Annotated in this window: 19 protein-coding genes; 17 read left to right on the plus strand and 2 right to left on the minus strand. The window is 73.9% G+C overall.

Going from position 1 to position 18,759, the window contains the following annotated elements; all coding sequences use genetic code 11:
* Positions 1-29: 29 nt before the first annotated feature.
* The gene (locus tag ACZ6Y1_RS33915; protein WP_469639130.1) at positions 30-296 is read right to left on the minus strand and encodes a StsA-related sactipeptide RiPP; all 267 of its coding nucleotides are present in this window, start codon (positions 294-296) and stop codon (positions 30-32) included.
* 335 nt (positions 297-631) lie between these two features.
* Here ACZ6Y1_RS33915 and ACZ6Y1_RS33920 point away from each other — a divergent pair, with 335 nt between their 5' ends.
* Positions 632-1,384: an AfsR/SARP family transcriptional regulator gene (locus ACZ6Y1_RS33920; RefSeq protein WP_469639133.1), complete on the plus strand. Its 753-nt coding sequence runs from the start codon at positions 632-634 to the stop codon at positions 1,382-1,384.
* A gap of 238 nt (positions 1,385-1,622) precedes the next feature.
* Entirely contained in the window at positions 1,623-3,110 is a 1,488-nt protein-coding gene (locus tag ACZ6Y1_RS33925) for a phosphatase PAP2 family protein (protein WP_469639137.1), read from the plus strand.
* Positions 3,111-3,169: 59 nt separating this feature from the next.
* On the opposite strand, the gene ACZ6Y1_RS33930 is transcribed toward ACZ6Y1_RS33925, so the two are convergent.
* Complete coding sequence (locus ACZ6Y1_RS33930; RefSeq protein ID WP_469639140.1) at positions 3,170-3,325, minus strand: DUF6131 family protein; 156 nt, start codon at positions 3,323-3,325, stop codon at positions 3,170-3,172.
* Between the two features lie 204 nt (positions 3,326-3,529).
* Here ACZ6Y1_RS33930 and ACZ6Y1_RS33935 point away from each other — a divergent pair, with 204 nt between their 5' ends.
* From ACZ6Y1_RS33935 to hypE, 15 genes are all read left to right on the plus strand, one after another.
* Positions 3,530-5,299: an enoyl-CoA hydratase-related protein gene (locus tag ACZ6Y1_RS33935; protein ID WP_469639143.1), complete on the plus strand. Its 1,770-nt coding sequence runs from the start codon at positions 3,530-3,532 to the stop codon at positions 5,297-5,299.
* A 91-nt stretch (positions 5,300-5,390) separates the two neighbouring features.
* A complete protein-coding gene (locus tag ACZ6Y1_RS33940; RefSeq protein ID WP_469639146.1) occupies positions 5,391-6,446 on the plus strand; it encodes an NADH-quinone oxidoreductase subunit B family protein in 1,056 nt (351 codons plus the stop codon).
* Positions 6,447-6,520: 74 nt separating this feature from the next.
* Positions 6,521-8,305, plus strand: a complete 1,785-nt coding sequence (locus tag ACZ6Y1_RS33945; protein WP_469639149.1) for a nickel-dependent hydrogenase large subunit — start codon at positions 6,521-6,523, stop codon at positions 8,303-8,305.
* On the plus strand, positions 8,302-8,841 hold the full coding sequence (locus ACZ6Y1_RS33950) for a hypothetical protein (RefSeq protein WP_469639152.1): 540 nt from the start codon (positions 8,302-8,304) through the stop codon (positions 8,839-8,841). The genes ACZ6Y1_RS33945 and ACZ6Y1_RS33950 overlap by 4 nt, the downstream gene beginning before the upstream one ends.
* Positions 8,838-9,494: a DUF5947 family protein gene (locus ACZ6Y1_RS33955; protein WP_469639155.1), complete on the plus strand. Its 657-nt coding sequence runs from the start codon at positions 8,838-8,840 to the stop codon at positions 9,492-9,494. The genes ACZ6Y1_RS33950 and ACZ6Y1_RS33955 overlap by 4 nt, the downstream gene beginning before the upstream one ends.
* Positions 9,491-10,219: a DUF6084 family protein gene (locus ACZ6Y1_RS33960; protein ID WP_469639160.1), complete on the plus strand. Its 729-nt coding sequence runs from the start codon at positions 9,491-9,493 to the stop codon at positions 10,217-10,219. The genes ACZ6Y1_RS33955 and ACZ6Y1_RS33960 overlap by 4 nt, the downstream gene beginning before the upstream one ends.
* A complete protein-coding gene (locus ACZ6Y1_RS33965; RefSeq protein ID WP_469639163.1) occupies positions 10,216-11,685 on the plus strand; it encodes a hypothetical protein in 1,470 nt (489 codons plus the stop codon). Before ACZ6Y1_RS33960 ends, ACZ6Y1_RS33965 begins: the two co-directional genes overlap by 4 nt.
* Positions 11,682-12,188, plus strand: coding sequence for a hydrogenase maturation protease (locus tag ACZ6Y1_RS33970; protein WP_469639166.1), 507 nt, complete (start codon positions 11,682-11,684; stop codon positions 12,186-12,188). Before ACZ6Y1_RS33965 ends, ACZ6Y1_RS33970 begins: the two co-directional genes overlap by 4 nt.
* 10 nt (positions 12,189-12,198) lie before the next feature.
* Entirely contained in the window at positions 12,199-12,300 is a 102-nt protein-coding gene (locus ACZ6Y1_RS33975) for a DUF6893 family small protein (RefSeq protein WP_469639171.1), read from the plus strand.
* A 185-nt stretch (positions 12,301-12,485) separates the two neighbouring features.
* Entirely contained in the window at positions 12,486-12,899 is a 414-nt protein-coding gene (locus tag ACZ6Y1_RS33980) for a hydrogenase maturation nickel metallochaperone HypA/HybF (protein WP_469639173.1), read from the plus strand.
* A 3-nt stretch (positions 12,900-12,902) separates the two neighbouring features.
* On the plus strand, positions 12,903-13,751 hold the full coding sequence (hypB, locus tag ACZ6Y1_RS33985; protein ID WP_469639176.1) for a hydrogenase nickel incorporation protein HypB: 849 nt from the start codon (positions 12,903-12,905) through the stop codon (positions 13,749-13,751).
* Complete coding sequence (gene hypF, locus ACZ6Y1_RS33990; RefSeq protein WP_469639181.1) at positions 13,751-16,171, plus strand: carbamoyltransferase HypF; 2,421 nt, start codon at positions 13,751-13,753, stop codon at positions 16,169-16,171. Before hypB ends, hypF begins: the two co-directional genes overlap by 1 nt.
* A complete protein-coding gene (locus tag ACZ6Y1_RS33995; protein ID WP_469639184.1) occupies positions 16,140-16,475 on the plus strand; it encodes a HypC/HybG/HupF family hydrogenase formation chaperone in 336 nt (111 codons plus the stop codon). Before hypF ends, ACZ6Y1_RS33995 begins: the two co-directional genes overlap by 32 nt.
* Positions 16,472-17,605 carry a hydrogenase formation protein HypD gene (gene hypD / locus ACZ6Y1_RS34000; protein ID WP_469639187.1) on the plus strand — a complete coding sequence of 378 codons (1,134 nt, stop codon included), beginning with the start codon at positions 16,472-16,474 and terminating at the stop codon, positions 17,603-17,605. The genes ACZ6Y1_RS33995 and hypD overlap by 4 nt, the downstream gene beginning before the upstream one ends.
* Positions 17,598-18,659, plus strand: coding sequence for a hydrogenase expression/formation protein HypE (gene hypE, locus ACZ6Y1_RS34005; RefSeq protein WP_469639189.1), 1,062 nt, complete (start codon positions 17,598-17,600; stop codon positions 18,657-18,659). Before hypD ends, hypE begins: the two co-directional genes overlap by 8 nt.
* The last annotated feature ends 100 nt before the right edge of the window (positions 18,660-18,759 follow it).

The raw sequence follows: 18,759 nt of genomic DNA on the forward strand, positions 1-18,759 counted from the left end.
CCGCCGGGCCACGCCTGTGAACTGTCGGACTATTCGGCCGCGTGACCGGAGCCGGACCAGACGCCGCAGGCACACAGCATCGTGGCGTCCCAGCCCTCCTTCGAGGCCTCGGGCGAGGACCACTCCTGGGAGTGGGCCACCACGTCGGGCAGGATCGCCGCGAGGCGGTTCTTGGTCGAGATGAGGACGGTGGTCTCCTCCTGGGTCAGGCTGGAGTAGAACTCCTCGAGTGCGGGGGCCATCGTGCCGCCGATGACACCGGCGGAACGGAGCGCCTCCAGGGAGTTGAAGCTCATGTTTCCCACCCTTCGCTGTGACGTTCGGTACGGGGACGCCACCGAGACTGCGCGTGGCGGTGCGGTGAAACAACCCCACGAATGTGGGTTGTGTCAGAGGCATGAACGGGGACATACGCGCGAGGGCCGATCCGCTTCCGGCGGCGCGTCGGGGGGCTGGATCCGGGCCTATGGAACCGGCCACGCGGGGGTGTTGACGATCTCCATGCCGTGCCTCACGCTCATACCACAGCTGTTGTGAAGCTCATGTGAAGCGAACGTGGAAGTCGGCACCGGAGATCACTGACACGCCCATTCGGCGGGCCAACGGTCCGTCGGACGACCCGAGAGGTGCGATGAACCCCACAGGCTTCGGCATCGTGCACGTATCGCTGCTGCCAGGCTTCGTCTGCCGCACGGATCGGGGGGTCGCCGACCTCAGCGACATCCAGCAGCGGCTCGTCGCGGCCCTGGTGCTCGGGGACCGCCCGGTACGGCGCGCGGACCTGGCCGCGCGCCTGTGGCCCGACGCCCCTCCGGCCCGGGCGGCGGCGCGATTACGGCAGACCGTGTGGCGGCTGAATCAAGCCACGTGCGGGGCACTGCTGCGGACCACGCACACCACCATCTCCCTGGCCGAAGAAGTGGAGGTGGACTACTGGACGGCCGCACGGCTCGTCTCGGCGGTGTCGGGAGCCGGTGGAGCCCCGCTCGAGGAGGAGTGGCAGCCGCAGCGGTGGAGCGTGCTGCGGCACCCCCTGCTGTACGGATGGGACCACGACTGGCTCGTGCCGTTCCAGGAGAAGTGGAAGCTGCAGCGCGTCCAGACGCTCGAACGGCTGGCAGAGACGTTCCTGCAGCGCCGGCAGCACGACGCCGTGCTCGAACTGGCCGACGCCGCGGCCCAGGCCGACCCGCTGCGGGAGGGCCCCCGGCGCATCGCGGTCCAGTCGTGCCTGCACATGGGCGAAGTCGCCGACGCGCACCGGCGCTACCGCCTCTACCGGGAGCTCCTCTTCTCCGAACTGGGCGTGGCCCCGAGCGGCGCGATCCCGCGGCTGCTGAAGCAGGACCGCGAACGCCAGCTCGCCCTGACCGCGGAGTACTGACCCGGCGCGCACCTACCCGGCGCACCGGCCCGGCGTGCCCACCCGGCGGCCGCCTACCCGGGCCGCCCACCCGGGCCGCCCACCCGGCGGCCCACCCGCCGGGCGGCCGCGCCGATCGCGGAGCACCCTGGAGCCAGTGACCCCTGGCCGGTCATCGATTCGCCGTCGCGGGGTAGACGGGGACCCGACGACAGGACCCAGGGGACTCGTCACCCCTGTCCGCGAGTAGGGACGAGAGATGACCGAGCAGGATCTGACCTGGCGGGGCGCCGCCGCGCGATGGGACCGGCAGCTGTTCGACCTGGTGGCCCGGCGGCACTGGCCCGGGGCCGACCGGGTGCTGCCGAGACTCGGGCGGGCCGCGAACCACGGGGTGCTGTGGGGCGCCTCCGCCGCCGTCATCGCCACGGTCGGCTCGCACCGGGCCCGCAGGGCCGCACTGCGCGGAGCCGCCTCGCTGGCACTGGCCTCGGCGACCATCAACAGCGTCGGCAAGTGGACCGTGCGCCGGCCCCGCCCACTGCTGGAGGGCGTGCCCCTCGCACGGCAGCTGGCGACCCAGCCCCGGACCACCTCGTTCCCGTCCGGGCACTCGGCGTCCGCGTTCGCGTTCACGGCCGGACTGGCGCTGGAGTCCCCCTTCTGGGGCGCCGTGCTCGCCCCCGTCGCCGTGTCCGTCGCGTTCTCCCGCGTGTACACCGGGGTGCACTACCCCTCCGACGTGGCCGCCGGGGCCGCCCTGGGCGTGGCGTCGGCCCTCCTCGTACGACGCCTCGCGCGCGACGCGGAGGGGGCCCGCATCGTTCCGGGCGACGAGCGGCCCGCCGCCGACGCGCCCGCGCTGCCGGACGGGGCCGGACTCACGGTGGTGGTCAACGCCGGGTCGGGAAGCGCCGCGGAGGCGGGGCTCGACGTGGTGCGCGCCCGGCTCCCGAAGGCGGAAGTCGTCGAGTGCGAGGGCACGGAGCTGCCCGCGGCGCTGGCGGAGGCGGCATCCCGCTCCACGGTGCTCGGGGTCTGCGGCGGCGACGGAACCATCGGTGCGGCCGCTGCCGCCGCGCTGCGGGCGGGGGTTCCGCTGGCGGTGTTCCCCGGCGGCACGCTCAACCACTTCGTCCAGGACTTCGGCCTCGCCGGCGCCGAGGACACCTGCCGCGCCCTGGCGGCCGGCGAGGCGGTGCGGGTGAGCGTGGGTCGTTTCACCCCCGGCCCGGGCGCTTCGCGGGGCGCGCCGGGGTACTTCGTCAACACCTTCAGCATCGGCTCGTACCCGGCCCTGCTGAAGCACCGTCTGACGTGGGCGCCGCGCATCGGGAGCGTGCTCGCCGGGCTGCTGGCGGCCTGGCGTGTGCTGCGCGAGGAACGCCCGGTCCGGCTCCGGCTCGCCGGGCGGCCCCGGAGCGTGTGGCTGCTGTTCGCGGGCAACGGCACCTACCACGGCACCGGTCCGGCCCCGCGCCGGCGTGACGGTCTGGGCGAGGGCCTGCTCGACCTGCGGCTCGCCTTCGGAGGCGGCCGTCCCGGGCCCCGGCTGCTCGCCGCCGCCCTGGCGGGCCCGCTGACCCGCTCCCCCGTCCACACGGCCACCCGGCTGCGGACCCTGCGGATCACGGAGATCCCGGAGGGCACCGCATTCGCCTATGACGGCGAGTACGCGGAGGCCCCCCGGGAGCTGGTGCTCGAATCCCTGCCGGACGCCCTGACGGTCTACCGCCCGAGTTCGTGACCCCGCGCACGCGGACGAGCCGGCGGAGGACCGCCGGCTCGGCTCCGTGCATCGTGCGGCTAATAGTAGTGGCGGCGACCGCCCACCGAGTGTCCGACGGCACCGAGGACCCAGAGGATGAGCCCGATCACCACGAGGATGATTCCGATCGTCCAAAGGATCGAGATGCCGAGGAGCCAGCCCACGATCAACAGGATGATTCCAAGGATGATCATGATGTTCTCCCGTCTCGCATCCCGCTCCTGCCCCGTTTCGCCGAGGGGATGCGCGCCGCGTGTCCACCATCTGGCGGCGGATGCGCTCCCGTCCGGGGGACACCTCCTGCAGGCCTCTCCGGCCTGCGGGCCCGCGGGGTCGACGATCGCCAGCGGCCGTGCTTCGGCTGCCGGTCGCCGGGGTCCGGACGTAGGGGAGATCACGTGCACATCCTGCTCGCCGCCAGTGCCTTCAACAGCCTCACGCAGCGTGTCCACGCCGAACTGAGGGACCACGGCCACTGCGTCACGGTCGAGCTCGTGCTCCCCGGTTCCTCCCTGTCCGACGCGGTGCACCGGCACCGGCCGGACCTCGTCCTGGCTCCGATGCTCAAGACGGCCGTCCCCCGCGACGTGTGGTCCGCGTACACCTGCCTGATCGTCCATCCGGGTCCCGTGGGCGACCGGGGGCCCTCCTCGCTGGACCGGGCCGTCGCCGGGGGCGCGGAGCGGTGGGGCGTGACCGTCCTGCAGGCCGTCGAGGAGATGGACGCCGGCGACGTCTGGGCGTCCGTCGACTGCCCGCTCCCGCCCGTCGCCAAGAGCGACGCCTATCGCGGTGAGATCGCCGACGCCGCACTGGCCGCCGTCCTGCTGGCCGTCGAGCGCTTCGCCTCCGGCACGTATGTCCCGCGGCAACAGACAACGGGCCGGGCGCGGCCCTACCTGCGCCAGGAGCAGCGCCGGATCGACTGGGCCCGCGACACCACGGAGCAGGTGCTCCGCGCCCTGCGCGCCGCCGACTCGCAGCCCGGCGTCCTCGACGACCTGCTGGGCGGCCGGTGGTTCCTGCACGGCGGCCACGCGGAGTCCGGGCTCCGCGGCCGTCCCGGGGAGCTGCTGGCGACCAGGGCGGGGGCCGTCTGCCGGGCGACGGCCGACGGCGCCGTCTGGATCCCGGAACTGCGGGCCCGCCGCACGCCCGAAGGGCCCGCCCCGGTGAAGCTGCCCGCCGTCCTCGCCCTGGGCGACGCCCTGCCGCCGCTGCCGGAGCTCCCCGCGCCCGCGGACGCGGGCCCGCAGGAGCGCGCGTGGTCGGACATCGGCTACCGGGAGCAGGGCGGGGCCGGATTCCTGTCGTTCTCCTTCCCCGGCGGCGCGATGAGCACCGGGCAGTGCCGCCGGCTGCTGGCCGCCTACCGGGAGGCCTGTTCCCGCCCGACCTCCGTGCTCGTCCTCGGGGGCGGCCGGGGCTTCTTCTCCAACGGCATCCACCTCGGCGTCATCGAGGCGGCCGCCGATCCGGCCGCGGAGTCCTGGGCCAACATCACGGCCATGGACGACCTGGTGGAGGCGGTGCTGACCACCACCGACCGGCTCGTGGTGGCCGCGCTCGGCGGCAACGCGGCCGCCGGCGGGGCGATGCTCGCCCTGGCCGCCGACGAGGTCTGGTGCCGGGCGGGGGTGGTGCTCAATCCGCACTACCGGCTGATGGGCCTGTACGGCTCCGAGTACTGGACGTACACCCTGCCCCGCCGGGTCGGCGACGCCGCCGCGGAGCGCCTGACGGCCGAGGCGCTGCCACTGAGCGCCGACGCCGCCCTGCGGATCGGGCTGGTGGACCGGACGGTCCCCTGCGGCCCGGAGGAGTTCACGCAGGAGACGGTCCGGCTCGCGGTCCGCCTGGCGGCCTCCCCCGCCACCCAGTCCGCCGTCGCCGGGAAGAAGGCGCGGCGCGACCGGGACGAGGCCGTACGGCCGCTCGCCGCCTACCGGGAGGCGGAGCTGGCCCGGATGCGGGAGACGTTCTTCGACCCGCGGGCGCCGTACCACGCGCTGCGCCGCGCCTTCGCCCGCAAGGAGGCCCCGGAGGGCACCCCCGCGCACCTGGCCCGGCCCGTGGCCGGCCGGCACACGGCCCCGCGGCCCGCGCGGGGCGGGCGCGTCACCGGACCGGCCCTGCACAACAGGGCACCGGGAGCCGCGGACTGTTAGCAAGAAGGGTGGGCCCACCGTGCGTGCCTCCCCCAGCCGCCCGGCCCGGGGCCCCGACCATCCCCGCATCCGTCCCCAAGGAGCGCTCCTCATGGATGCAACAACCCCGAGCACGGTAGAGGACCCGCCGATCCACATCCTCTGGATCAACGCCGGACTGAGCTGCGACGGCGACTCGGTGTCCCTGACGGCAGCGATGCAGCCCAGCATCGAGGAGATCGTCACGGGCACGCTCCCGGGCCTGCCCAAGATCGCCGTGCACTGGCCGCTGATCGACTTCGAATGCGGCCCGGTGGGCGGCGCGGACACCTTCATCGAGTGGTTCTTCAAGGGCGAACGCGGGGAGATCGACCCCTTCGTGCTCGTCGTGGAGGGGTCCATCCCCAACGAGAAGATCAAGCCCGAGGGCTACTGGTGCGGGTTCGGCGACGACCCGGAGACCGGCCAGCCCATCACCACCAGCGAGTGGATCGACCGGCTGGCGCCCAAGGCCCTCGCCGTGGTGGCGATCGGCACGTGCGCCACGTACGGCGGCATCCACGCGATGGAGGGCAACCCCACCGGCGCCATGGGCGTGCCCGACTACCTCGGCTGGGACTGGAAGTCGCACGCCGGCATCCCGATCGTGTGCGTGCCGGGCTGCCCGATCCAGCCGGACAACTTCTCGGAGACCCTCACCTACCTGCTCTACCAGGCGGCCGGCTCCGCGCCGATGATCCCGCTGGACGACAAGCTGCGCCCGACCTGGCTGTTCGGTGCCACCGTGCACGAGGGCTGCGACCGCGCCGGCTACTACGAGCAGGGCCAGTTCGCCCACACCTACGACTCGCCCAAGTGCCTGGTCAAGCTGGGCTGCTGGGGCCCCGTCGTCAAGTGCAACGTCCCCAAGCGGGGCTGGATGAACGGCATCGGCGGCTGCCCCAACGTCGGCGGCATCTGCATCGCCTGCACCATGCCCGGCTTCCCCGACAAGTTCATGCCGTTCATGGACGAGCCCCCCGGCGCCAAGGTGTCCAGCGTGGCCAGCGGCACGTACGGGGCGGTGATCCGCAGGCTCCGCTCGATCACGGCACACACCGTGGACCGGGAGCCGAAGTGGCGCCGCACCGGCCGGAAGCTCACGACGGGCTACCGCCCGCCCTGGTGACCGGCCCGGCCCGTCCCCCCACCCCGCCCACGAACTCGCGCAGCACAGCAGCAAGAAGGGTCACGGCAGACAAGATGGCACCGAAGACGAACGCCGGCGGCGACGGCAGCGGCCTGGTGGAGATGGCCTGGGATCCGATCACCCGGATCGTGGGCAGTCTCGGCATCCACACGAAGATCGACTTCAAGCAGAAGCGGGTCGCGGAGTGCTACAGCACTTCCTCCGTCTTCCGTGGCTACAGCGTCTTCATGCGCGGCAAGGACCCCCGCGACGCGCACTTCATCACCAGCCGCATCTGCGGCATCTGCGGCGACAACCACGCCACGTGCTCCGTGTACGCGCAGAACATGGCCTACGGGGTGAAGCCTCCCCACCTCGCCGAGTGGATCATCAACCTCGGCGAGGCGGCGGAGTACATGTTCGACCACAACATCTTCCAGGAGAACCTGGTCGGAGTCGACTACTGCGAGAAGATGGTCCGCGAGACCAACCCGGGCGTCCTCGAACTGGCCGAGCGCACCGAGGCACCGCACGCCGGCGACCACGGCTACCGCACCATCGCCGACATCATGCGCTCCCTCAACCCCATCGAGGGCGAGTTCTACCGCGAGGCCCTGCAGGTCAGCCGCTACACGCGGGAGATGTTCTGCCTGATGGAGGGCCGCCACGTGCACCCCTCCACCCTCTACGCGGGCGGCGTCGGCACCATCGCCTCCGTCCAGCTCTTCACGGACTACACGAGCCGCCTCATGCGGTACGTGGAGTTCATGAAGCGGGTCGTCCCGCTGCACGACGACCTCTTCGACTTCTTCTACGAGGCGCTGCCCGGCTACGAGGAGGTCGGCCGGCGGCGTGTGCTGCTCGGCTGCTGGGGCGCGCTCAACGACCCGGAGTACTGCGACTTCACGTACGCCAACATGAGCAGCTGGGGCCGGAGGATGTTCGTCACCCCGGGTGTCGTCGTGGACGGCAAGCTGGTCACCAACGACCTCACCGACATCAACCTCGGCATCCGCATCCTGCTGGGCAGTTCGTACTACGACGACTGGGCGGGCCAGGAGAAGTTCGTCACCCACGACCCGCTGGGCAACCCCGTCGACGCCCGCCACCCGTGGAACCAGCACACCATCCCCGCGCCGCAGAAGCGCAACTTCGACGACAAGTACAGCTGGGTGATGTCGCCGCGCTGGTTCGACGGCAAGGACCACCTGGCCCTCGACACCGGCGGCGGCCCCATCGCCCGCCTGTGGTCCACCGCCCTGTCCGGGCTGGTGGACATCGGCTACGTCAAGGCCACCGGGCACAGCGTGGTCATCAACCTGCCGCGCACCATGACCAAGCCGGAGACCACCTTCGAGTGGAAGATCCCGCGGTGGAGCAACGCGCTGGAGCGCAACCGCGCCCGCACGTACTTCCAGGCGTACGCGGCCGCCGTCGCCCTGCACTGCGCCGAGAAGGGGCTGGCCGAGGTCCGGGCCGGACGCACGCAGACCTGGGAGAAGTTCGAGGTGCCGAGCGAGTCGATCGGTGTCGGCTTCACCGAGGCCGTACGGGGCGTCCTGTCGCACCACATGGTCATCCGGGACGGGAAGATCGCCAACTACCACCCGTACCCGCCGACTCCGTGGAACGCCAGCACCCGCGACACCTTCGGCACGCCCGGACCGTACGAGGACGCCGTCCAGAACACCCCTATCTTCGAGGAGAACTCCCCGGAGAACTTCAAGGGCATCGACATCATGCGCGCCGTGCGCAGCTTCGACCCCTGTCTGCCCTGCGGCGTCCACATGTACGTGGGCGGCGGCAAGACGGTGAAGTCGCTGCACGTGCCCACCGGCCTGAGCGGACTGGGCGGATGAGCGCGGCGACGGCGGGCGCCCGGGAGACGGGCCTGCGGGTGGAGGAGGTCCTGGACCGGCTGGCCGGCTCCGGCGACCGGGAGGCCGCCGCGGCGGCCGAGGAACTGGTGCGCGTGCTCATGGAGTTCTACGGATCCGGGCTCGCCCGGATCGTGGGGCGCCTCGGCGAGGACCCGGGCGGCTCGGCCGCGCTGGCCGGGCTGCTGGACGACGAACTCGTCGCCGGTCTGCTGACCCTGCACGACCTGCACCCCGAGGACGTGCACACCCGCATCGCCCGGGCGCTGGAGGCCGTACGGGAACCGGTGGAGCAGGCCGGTTTCGAGGAGGCCACGGGCCTCCTGCGGCTGCGGTCCACGGCGGCGCCCGGGGGCTGCGGCTGCGGCGGCACCACCGACGCGGTGCGGCAGCGGATCGAGGACGCCCTGGCCGCCTTCGCACCCGAGGTGACCTCGGTGGAGCTGGCGCCCGCCGCCGCGCAGCCCGCCCTGCTGCAGATCGGCACCCGCCCGCCGGCCCCGGCGCGCGTTCCGTGAGCCCGGTCCGCCCGCAGGCCGCACCCGGGCGCGGCCTGCGGCGCTTCACCGCACCCCGGGCGCCGCGCCCGGAAACCTGCGAACTGTGCGGGGTGGCGGTGGCGGAGGAAGCCCACCGCCACCTGGTGCAGACCGAGCAGCGGGCCCTGGTCTGCGCCTGCACGGCGTGCGCCCTGCTGTTCGACCGGCCGGGTACCGCCACCGGGCGGTACCGGGCCGTCCCGGACCGCTACCTGGCCGACCCCGGCCACCGGCTGGACGAGGGCGCGTGGGAGGCGCTGCAGATCCCGGTCGGCGTCGCGTTCTTCTTCCGCAACGCCGCCCTCGACCGGCTCGTCGCCCTCTATCCGAGTCCGGCCGGGGCCACCGAGAGCGAGCTCGATCCGGAGACCTGGCAGCGGGTCCTCGGCTCCGGCCGGCTGGCCGCACTCCTCGAACCCGACGTGGAGGCCCTGCTGCTGCGCCGCTCGGAGGGCCGCACCGAGTGCTACCTCGTACCGATCGACGTCTGCTACGAACTGGTGGGCCGGATGAGGCTGCTGTGGCAGGGCTTCGACGGCGGGGCCGAGGCCCGCGCCGCACTGGCCGCCTTCTTCGCGCAGGTGGAACTCCGGGCCAAGGCCCCGGCCGGGGCGGGGGAGGAACGGCCGTGACCGACTTCGCCTTCACCTGCACCGGGGTGCGCGCCGACCCGTACGCGGCCGGTCCCACCCTCGTGTTCCGGCTCCGCGTCACCGCCTCCCCCGACACCCGGGTCCACGCCCTGGCGCTGCGCTGCCAGGTGCGCATCGAACCGGCGCGGCGCGACTACGGGCCCGGCGAGGCCGCCGCGCTGCACGACCTGTTCGGCGAGCGCTCCCGCTGGGGCAGCTCGCTCCAGCCGGTCCAGTTCGCACACGTTCCGGTCATGGTCCCGAGCTTCACCGGGGAGACCGAGACCGAGGTGTCCGTGCCCTGCACGTACGACATGGACATCGCGGCCACCCGCTACTTCGACGCCCTGGAGGACGGCGAGGCGCCGCTGCTGATGCTGTTCTCCGGTACGGCGTTCACCGGCGCCGGGGGCTTCCGCGTCGAGCCGGTGCCCTGGGACCTCGAAGCCCCCTTCCGGATGCCCGTGGCCGTGTGGCGGGAGATGGTCGAGCAGCACTTCCCCGGCTGCGGCTGGCTGCGGCTGCCCCGCGACACGATGGCGGACCTGCTCGCCTTCCGCTCGCGCCACGCGCTGGCCTCCTGGGAGGCGACCGTACGGGCGTTGCTGGACTCGGCGGAGGCCGTGCGGCCGCCCGCCGGAGCGGCCCCGGATCCCGCCGCCGCGCCGGACCCGGTCCGGGGCGGCGGCGTCCTGCAGCGCGTCATCGGGAGGCCCGCGCCATGACCACCACGTCCGCCTCCTCGTCCGCCTCCTCTTCCTCGTCCGCGCCCTCGTCCGCGGATCTGCCCGGGTCGCTCTTCGCCACCGCCCGGCAGGTCGCCGACGCGGTCCTGTTCGAGGGGTACGTGCTGTACCCGTACCGGGCCTCGGCGGCCAAGAACCGGATGCGCTGGCAGTTCGGGGTGCTGGTCCCGCCCGCGTGGGGTCCGGCGCACGACGAGCACTCCTTCCAACGCACCGAGCTGATCATGGAACCGCGCGGGGCGGCGACCCTCTCCGTCGAGATGCGCTTCCTGCACGCGCAGCGGCGCACGGTCGAAGAGGCTCTCGGCGACGGCTCGTTCGCGGCCGTGGCCGAGCTGCACCTGCCCGACCGGGTCCTGGTCCCCTGGGACGAGGGCACCGAGGAGCGCGTCGAGATGACCGTGTCCGTCGCCGAGCTGACGGCGGGGGAGGTCACCCTCGCCTTCACCCGGCCCGCCCGCACGGAGACCGAGCCGGTCCTCGGCGCCGACGGCCGCGAACGCGGCCGCCTCGTCCGGCGGACCGAACCGGTCGAGGGGGTGGTGCGGCTGCGCGCGACGGAACTCGACGGCCCCTACCGGGCGATGAAGCTCACCGCCGTGGTGGAGAACACCAGCTCCTGGGCTCCCGGGGCGGCCGGCGCCGACCGCGACTGCGCCCTGCCCCGGTCGCTGGTGGCGTCCCACCTGCTGCTGGGGCTGAGCGCCGGCTCCTTCCTGTCGATGACCGACCCGCCCGAGTGGGCCGAGGAGGCCGTCGCGGCCTGCGGAAACCGGCACACCTGGCCGGTGCTCGCGGGGCGGGCCGGCCGCGCCGACGTGGTCCTCTCCTCTCCGATCATCCTGGAGGACCATCCCGCGATCGCCCCCGAGAGCGCCGGGGCCATGTACGACGCCACCGAGATCGACGAGATCCTGGCCCTGCGCACCTCCGCCCTGACCGATCAGGAGAAGCGCGAGGCGCGCGGCACGGACCCCCGGGCCGCCGCCGTGATCGACCTGGCCGACAGCATGCCCGCCGAGGTGCTGGAGCGGCTGCACGGCGCGGTCCGGGCGCTGCGGGAGATCACCGGCCCGCAGCCGTCCCGGGCGCCCTCCCTCCCCGGACCCTTCGAGGACGACGCGGTGTTCAGGCCGGAAACCCCCTGGTGGGACCCGGAACACGCCGACGCCGCCGGGCCCGCCCCCGACCGGGTCCTGGTCGACGGCACGCCGGTGGGCCCGGGCAGCCGCGTGATCCTGCGGCCCGGGCTGCGGCGCACCGACGCCCAGGACCTGTTCCTCCAGGGCCGCGGCGCCCGGGTGGAGGCCGTCCTGCACGACGTCGACGGAGGCGTGCACCTCGCGGTCACCGTCGAGGACGACCCGGGCGCCGACATCCGCCGGGAGCAGGGCCGGTTCCTGTACTTCCAGCCCGACGAGGTCACCCCCCTGGAGGACGCGTGAGCGCCCGGATCCTGGTGGCGGGCATCGGCAACGTCTTCCTCGGCGACGACGGCTTCGGCGTCGAGACCGTGCGGCGGCTGTCCGTGCCCGGGAGCCGGCTGCCGGAGCACGTGGAGGTGGTGGACATCGGCGTGCGCGGTGTCCACCTGGCCTACCAGCTGCTGGACGGCTACGACACGCTGGTCCTGGTGGACGCGACCTCCCGCGGCGGCGCCCCCGGGACGCTGTACCTGATCGAGGCCGCCGAGCCCGGCTCGATCGCCCCCGGCGCCCCGGCGCTGGACGGGCACCAGATGTCGCCCGACGCGGTGCTGGCCCTGCTCGACACCCTGTGCGAGGGCACCGGCGGGACCCGGCCGCGGCGCATCCTGGTCGTCGGCTGCGAGCCCTCCTGCCTGGAGGAGGGGATCGGGCTGAGCGGCCCGGTGGCCGCCGCGGTGCCGGAGGCCGTACGGATGGTGCTGGACCTGCTGGAGGACGACCGCAATCCCGTCGCCAACTGAGGAGAACCCCATGAAGAAGGTCATCGTCTTCGGCGTGGCCGCGGCCCTGGCCGCGGTGCTCGTCTCGCTCCTGCCCGACCTCAAGCGGTACATCGACATCAGCCGGATGTGACCCGCCCCGGCCCGGTGCCCCGCCCGCGCCCGCCCGTGCCCGCCCGCGCCCGCCCGTGCCCGCCCGGGCGGGCACCGGGGACCCGGGCGCACCCGAACGGCGTACGGGCCGCGCGGCGCGTCGGCGTGCCCGTCCGGTCCGTACGCCGCCCGCCGGTCTAATGAGGCCCGGCAGGACGGAGTCCCATGCACGAGATGTCGATCGCCATGGCCGTGGTCGGCCAGGTCGAGGAAGCCGCGCGGGCCGGCGGTGCGAGCGCGGTCACGTCGGTCCGCCTCCAGGTCGGTGAACTGGCCGGAGTGGTGCCCGACGCGCTCGCCTTCTGTTTCGCACTGGCCTGCGACGGCACGCTCCTGGAGGGCGCCGAGCTGGTGACGGTGCCCGTGGCGGCCCGCGCGCGCTGCGGCTCCTGTGCGGGCGAGTGGGCCGTCGGCATGCCGCCGCGGCTGCTGTGCCCCGGCTGCGGCCTGGCCACGGACGTCGAACTCCGCGCCGGGCGCGAGCTGCAGATCCTCGACGTCCGCTGGGAGGACTGCCCCACCGGCCCCCCGGGGCGGCCCGTCCCGCCCGTCCGCGAACCGATCTCCGAGGAGCGCTGAACCATGTGCCGTGTGGTCGACCTGAAGACGGCGGTCCTCGCCAAGAACGACTCCGCCGCGCAGACCCTGCGCACCGCGCTCGGCGCCCGCGGCACGACGGTGGTCAACCTGTTGTCCAGCCCGGGCAGCGGCAAGACGGCCCTGCTGGAGAGCGAACTGTGCATCGCCCGCGAGCGCGGGGTGCGGGTCGCCGCGCTCACGGCCGACCTGGCGACGGAGAACGACGCGGTCCGGCTCGCGCGTTCGGGCGTACCGGTCAAGCAGGTGCTCACCGACGGGCTGTGCCACCTGGAGGCGGGGATGCTGGGGCGGCACGTGGACGGGTGGCTGCCGGCCGGGACCAGGCTGCTGTTCGTGGAGAACGTCGGCAACCTCGTCTGCCCGGCCTCGTACGACCTGGGGGAATCCCTGCGCGTCGTACTGGCCTCGGTGACGGAGGGCGAGGACAAGCCGCTCAAGTACCCGACGGCGTTCGGGACGGCCCACCTGGTGGTGGTGACGAAGACGGACATCGCCGGGGCCGTGGAGTTCGACGAGGCGGCCTTCCGCGCGAACGTGCAGCAGGTGAACCCCGGCGTGGAGGTCGTGCTGACGTCCGCCAAGGCGGGCGGGGGCGCGGGGCTGCTGCTGGACCGGGCGCTCGCGGTCGCCGAAGGACACCCGGTGCACGCACCGGTCCTGGCACAGCAGCCCCATGTGCACCACCACCACGACAACGAGCACCACCAGCACCACGAGCACCACGCGCACCACGGACACGGTCATGATCACGACGGCCATGACCACCACCACGGCCACGGGGCCGGCCCCGGAGACCTCCACCCCCGTCCGGCCTCGGCGCCGACCCGCTGATGGAGGCCGTGCAGCGGCGCCGGATCCTGGTGCGCGGGGTGGTGCAGGGCGTCGGCTTCCGGCCGTACGTGTACACCCGCGCGACCGGACTCGGCCTGGCCGGGCACGTCACCAACACCCCCGAAGGCGTCGTCGCGGAGGTCGAGGGCGCTCCCGCCGCCGTCTCCGCGTTCTGCGACCGGCTCGCCGCGGACGCCCCGCCGCTGGCCGTCGTCGATGCCGTCGACCACTGCGAGCTGCCCGTCGCGGGCGGCTCCGGCTTCACCATCGTCGCCTCCCGCTCCGGCGGGCCCGCGCGCACCCTGGTCTCCCCCGACACGGCCACCTGCGCCGACTGCCTGGCCGAGCTGGCGGATCCCGCCGACCGGCGTCACCGGCACCCCTTCATCACCTGCACCCACTGCGGCCCCCGCTTCACCATCGTCACCGGGCTGCCGTACGACCGGGCGCACACCACCATGGCCGGTTTCCCGATGTGCCCCGACTGCGCGGCGGAGTACGCCGATCCCGCCGACCGGCGGTTCCACGCCCAGCCCGTGGCCTGCCCCGCCTGCGGGCCGCGGCTGCGCCTGCTCGCCGGGTCGCCGCCGCGCGAGGTGGAGGCGGCCGACCCGGTGGCCGGGGCCCGCCGCCTGCTGGCCGAGGGGGCGGTCGTCGCGGTCAAGGGCCTCGGCGGCTACCACCTCGCCTGCGACGCCGGCCTGCCCGGCGCGGTGGCGGAGCTGCGGCGGCGCAAGGCCCGCGGGGACAAGCCGTTCGCCCTGATGGTCCGCGCCCTCGACGACATCGAGCCGCTGGTGGAACTCGGCCCGGCCGAGCGGGCCCTGCTCACCGGTCCCGTCCGGCCCATCGTGCTGCTGCGCCGCCGTCCGGCGGCGGACGGCCCGACGGCGTACCCGGTCGCGGACGCCGTCGCCCCCCGCTCCCCCGACCTCGGGGTGATGCTGCCGTACACGCCCGTGCACCACCTGCTGCTCGGGCTCCCCGGCGACCCGCCCGGCCCCCGCCTGCTGGTGATGACCAGTGGCAACCTCTCGGGCGAGCCCATCGTCACCGACGACGCCGAGGCCCTGGAGCGCCTCGGGCACCTCGCCGACGCCTGGCTCACGCACGACCGTCCGATCCACGTGCCGTGCGACGACTCCGTCGTGCGGGTCTGCGACGGGGAGCCGCTGACCGTACGCCGCTCCCGCGGCCACGCGCCCCTCCCGCTCGCGCTGCCCTCGCCCGTCCCGGCGGCGCTCGCCACCGGAGGGGACCTCAAGAACGCCTTCTGTCTCGGCGAGGGCCGCAGGGCGTGGCTGTCCGCGCACATCGGGGACATGGACGACCTGGCCACCCAGCAGGCCTTCGAACGGGCCGAGCGGCAGCTGGAGTCGGTCACGGGAGTGGCCCCCGGGCTGATCGCCGCCGACCGGCACCCCGGCTACCGCTCCGCGCAGTGGGCCGTGCGGAACGCGGGGGTCCGGCCCCTGGTCCGCGTCCAGCACCACCACGCGCACATCGCGTCGGCGATGGCCGAGCACGGGCAGGACGGCGGCCGGCGGGTAATCGGGATCGCCTTCGACGGCACGGGCTACGGCGACGACGGCGCGGTGTGGGGCGGCGAGACCCTGCTCGCCGACTACACCGGGTACGCCCGCTTCGCGCACCTCGCGTACGTCCCCCTGCCGGGCGGCGACGCCGCCGTGCGGCGCCCGTACCGGATGGCGCTGGCCCACCTGTGGGCGGCGGGCATCGACTGGTCCCCGGACCTGCCGCCCGTGCGGGCCTGTCCGCCCGAGGAACTGCGGGTGCTGCGCCGCCAGTTGGAACGGAACCTGAACTGCGTGCCCACCTCCGGCATGGGCCGTCTCTTCGACGCCGTGTCCTCACTGGCGGGGGTCTGCCACCACGCCGGGTACGAGGCCCAGGCCGCGATCGAGCTGGAGGCGGCCGCGACGGGGGCGGCGGAGGACTCCGGCGCCGCCTACCGGTTCGCGCTCGGGGCCCCGAAAGGGGGCACGGCCGGCCCGGACGCCGCTCCCCCGCTGACCGCCGACCCGGGGCCGGTCCTGGCCGCCGTCGTGGCCGATCTGCGGGCGGGCACCCCGCGGCCGGTGATCGCGGCCCGGTTCCACGCCGCGGTCGCCGCCCTCGTCGGTGACCTCTGCCTCGCGGCGCGCGGGCGGCACGGCCTGGACACCGTCGCCCTGTCCGGCGGGGTCTTCGCGAACTCCACCCTTTCGTCCGCCTGTTCCCGCCTGCTGCGGGAACACGGCTTCACCGTGCTGCGCCACCACCGGGTCCCCCCGAACGACGGGGGGCTGGCGCTCGGCCAGCTCATGGTGGCGGCCGCGACCGCGACCGCCGGCTGCGCCGGCGGACACCCACAGCGAGGAGGAACCCATGTGCCTGGCGGTGCCCGGCAGAGTGATTGACATCGGGGAGCAGGACGGCACCCGGATGGCCACCGTCGACTTCGGGGGCGTGGTCAAGGAGGTGTGCCTGGAATACCTGCCGGACCTGCAGGTCGGCGAGTACGCCATCGTCCACGTCGGCTTCGCCCTGCAGCGCCTGGACGAGGAGTCGGCCAGGCAGACCCTCGACCTGTTCGCCCGGCTCGGCATGCTCCAGGAGGAGTTCGGCGACCCGTGGGAGCGGGCCGCCGCGGAGGCGGGCGAAGCTCCCTGGCCCTTCACCGACGACCCGGACGACGTCCCGCAGGAGGCGGCGCAGCAGTGAAGTACATCGACGAGTTCCAGGACCCCGCCCTCGCCCGGCGGCTGCTCGACGAGATCCACGCCACCGTGACCCGCCCCTGGGCGCTGATGGAGGTCTGCGGCGGGCAGACGCACACCATCATCCGGCACGGGATCGACCAACTACTGCCCGACCAGGTCGAGTTGATCCACGGCCCGGGCTGTCCGGTGTGCGTGACCCCGCTGGAGGTCATCGACAAGGCCCTGGAGATCGCCTCCCGCCCCGAGGTGGTCTTCTGCTCGTTCGGCGACATGCTCCGCGTGCCGGGGACCGGACGCGACCTCTTCCAGGTGCGCAGCGAGGGCGGCGACGTACGGGTCGTCTACTCCCCGCTCGACGCGCTGCGCATCGCCCGGCAGAACCCGGACCGCGAGGTGGTGTTCTTCGGCATCGGCTTCGAGACGACGGCGCCGCCCAACGCGATGACCGTGTACCAGGCCAAGAAGCTCGGCATCCGCAACTTCAGCCTGCTGGTGTCGCACGTCCGGGTGCCCCCGGCGATCGAGGCGATCATGGACTCGCCGAGCTGCCGGGTCCAGGGCTTCCTCGCCGCCGGTCACGTGTGCAGTGTGATGGGCACCGGCGAGTACCCCGGTCTGGCGGCGAGGTACCGGGTCCCGATCGTGGTGACCGGTTTCGAGCCGCTGGACATCCTGGAGGGCGTACGCCGGGCCGTGCTCCAGCTCGAACGCGGCGAGCACACCGTCGACAACGCGTACGCGCGCGCCGTCCGCCCGGAGGGCAACCCGGCCGCGCTGGCGATGCTGGAGGACGTCTTCGAGGTCACCGACCGGGCCTGGCGCGGCATCGGCGTCATCCCCTCCAGCGGCTGGCGGCTGTCCTCCCGCTACCGGGAGTTCGACGCCGAACACCGCTTCGCGGTGGGCGACATCGCCACGCGGGAACCGGCCGAATGCCGCAGCGGCGAGGTGCTCCAGGGGCTGCTCAAGCCGCACGAGTGCGAGGCCTTCGGCACCACCTGCACCCCGCGCACCCCGCTCGGCGCCACGATGGTCTCCAGCGAGGGCGCGTGCGCCGCGTACTACCTCTACCGGCGCCTGGAGATCCCGAACGCCGCGAAGGCCCCGCTGGAGGCGAACCCCGTTGTCTGAGACCGCACTCGACGTCACCGGCTGGACCTGTCCGGCCCCCCTGCGCGACCGGCCCCGCGTGGTGATGGGCCACGGGGGCGGTGGCGCGCTCTCCGCCGAGCTCGTCGAGCACGTCTTCGCCCCCGCATACGGAGGGGAGGTGCTCGGGCGGCTCGGGGACGCGGCCGCACTGACCCTCGGCGGGGCCCGGCTGGCCTTCTCGACCGATTCCTACGTGGTGCGCCCGCTGTTCTTCCCCGGCGGGAGCATCGGCGACCTCGCGGTCAACGGCACGGTCAACGACCTGGCCATGAGCGGGGCCCGGGCCGCCTACCTGTCCTGCGGGTTCATCCTGGAGGAGGGCGTGGAGATCTCCACGGTGGCGCGCGTGGCCGGGGCCCTGGGAGCCGCGGCCCGCGCCGCGGGCGTCGAGGTGGCGACCGGCGACACCAAGGTCGTGGAGGCGGGCCACGGCGACGGCGTCTACGTCAACACCGCGGGCATCGGCCTGATCCCGGACGGGGTGGACCTGCGCCCGCAGCGCGTCGTGCCGGGGGACGTCGTCATCGTCAGCGGTGAGATCGGCCTGCACGGCGTGGCGATCATGAGCGTCCGCGAGGGCCTCGGCTTCGGGGTGGAGATCGAGAGCGACTGCGCGCCGCTGGGCGGCCTCGTCCAGGCGATGCTCGCGGTCACTCCCGACCTCCACGTGCTGCGCGACCCCACCCGCGGGGGGCTGGCCGCCTCCCTGTGCGAGATCGCGGCGGCCTCGGGGGCCGGGGTCGTCGTCCAGGAGGGCCGGGTCCCGGTCCCGGAGGCCGTGCGCAACGCCTGCGCGATCCTCGGCCTGGATCCGTTCTACGTGGCGAACGAGGGCAAGCTCGTGGCCTTCGTCCCGCGGGAGCACGCCGACGCCGTCCTCGACGCGATGCGCGCCCACCCGCTGGGCCGGCACGCGGCCGTGATCGGCGAGGCGGTCGAGGCCCACCCCGGCATGGTGGTGGCGCGGACGGGACTCGGCGGTACGCGCGTGGTCGACCTGCCGATCGGGGAGCAGCTGCCGCGGATCTGCTGACGCCGGGACGTACGCCGGTCCGCCCCGGCGGCGGGCTGACCGGCGGCGGGCTGACCGGCGGCGGGCTGACCGGCGGCGGGCTGACCGGCGGCGGGCTGAC

The sequence above is a fragment of the Streptomyces sp. NPDC053432 genome (genome assembly GCF_055585365.1).

Excerpts from the sequence above, each read along its gene's own strand:
- ACZ6Y1_RS33915 (WP_469639130.1), bottom strand. The coding sequence starts at position 296 with ATGAGCTTCAACTCCCTGGAGGCGCTCCGTTCCGCCGGTGTCATCGGC.
- ACZ6Y1_RS33920 (WP_469639133.1), top strand. The coding sequence starts at position 632 with ATGAACCCCACAGGCTTCGGCATCGTGCACGTATCGCTGCTGCCAGGC.
- ACZ6Y1_RS33925 (WP_469639137.1), top strand. The coding sequence starts at position 1,623 with ATGACCGAGCAGGATCTGACCTGGCGGGGCGCCGCCGCGCGATGGGAC.
- ACZ6Y1_RS33930 (WP_469639140.1), bottom strand. The coding sequence starts at position 3,325 with ATGATCATCCTTGGAATCATCCTGTTGATCGTGGGCTGGCTCCTCGGC.
- ACZ6Y1_RS33940 (WP_469639146.1), top strand. The coding sequence starts at position 5,391 with ATGGATGCAACAACCCCGAGCACGGTAGAGGACCCGCCGATCCACATC.
- ACZ6Y1_RS33945 (WP_469639149.1), top strand. The coding sequence starts at position 6,521 with ATGGCACCGAAGACGAACGCCGGCGGCGACGGCAGCGGCCTGGTGGAG.
- ACZ6Y1_RS33950 (WP_469639152.1), top strand. The coding sequence starts at position 8,302 with ATGAGCGCGGCGACGGCGGGCGCCCGGGAGACGGGCCTGCGGGTGGAG.
- ACZ6Y1_RS33965 (WP_469639163.1), top strand. The coding sequence starts at position 10,216 with ATGACCACCACGTCCGCCTCCTCGTCCGCCTCCTCTTCCTCGTCCGCG.
- ACZ6Y1_RS33975 (WP_469639171.1), top strand. The coding sequence starts at position 12,199 with ATGAAGAAGGTCATCGTCTTCGGCGTGGCCGCGGCCCTGGCCGCGGTG.
- ACZ6Y1_RS33980 (WP_469639173.1), top strand. The coding sequence starts at position 12,486 with ATGCACGAGATGTCGATCGCCATGGCCGTGGTCGGCCAGGTCGAGGAA.
- hypB (WP_469639176.1), top strand. The coding sequence starts at position 12,903 with ATGTGCCGTGTGGTCGACCTGAAGACGGCGGTCCTCGCCAAGAACGAC.
- hypF (WP_469639181.1), top strand. The coding sequence starts at position 13,751 with ATGGAGGCCGTGCAGCGGCGCCGGATCCTGGTGCGCGGGGTGGTGCAG.
- ACZ6Y1_RS33995 (WP_469639184.1), top strand. The coding sequence starts at position 16,140 with ATGTGCCTGGCGGTGCCCGGCAGAGTGATTGACATCGGGGAGCAGGAC.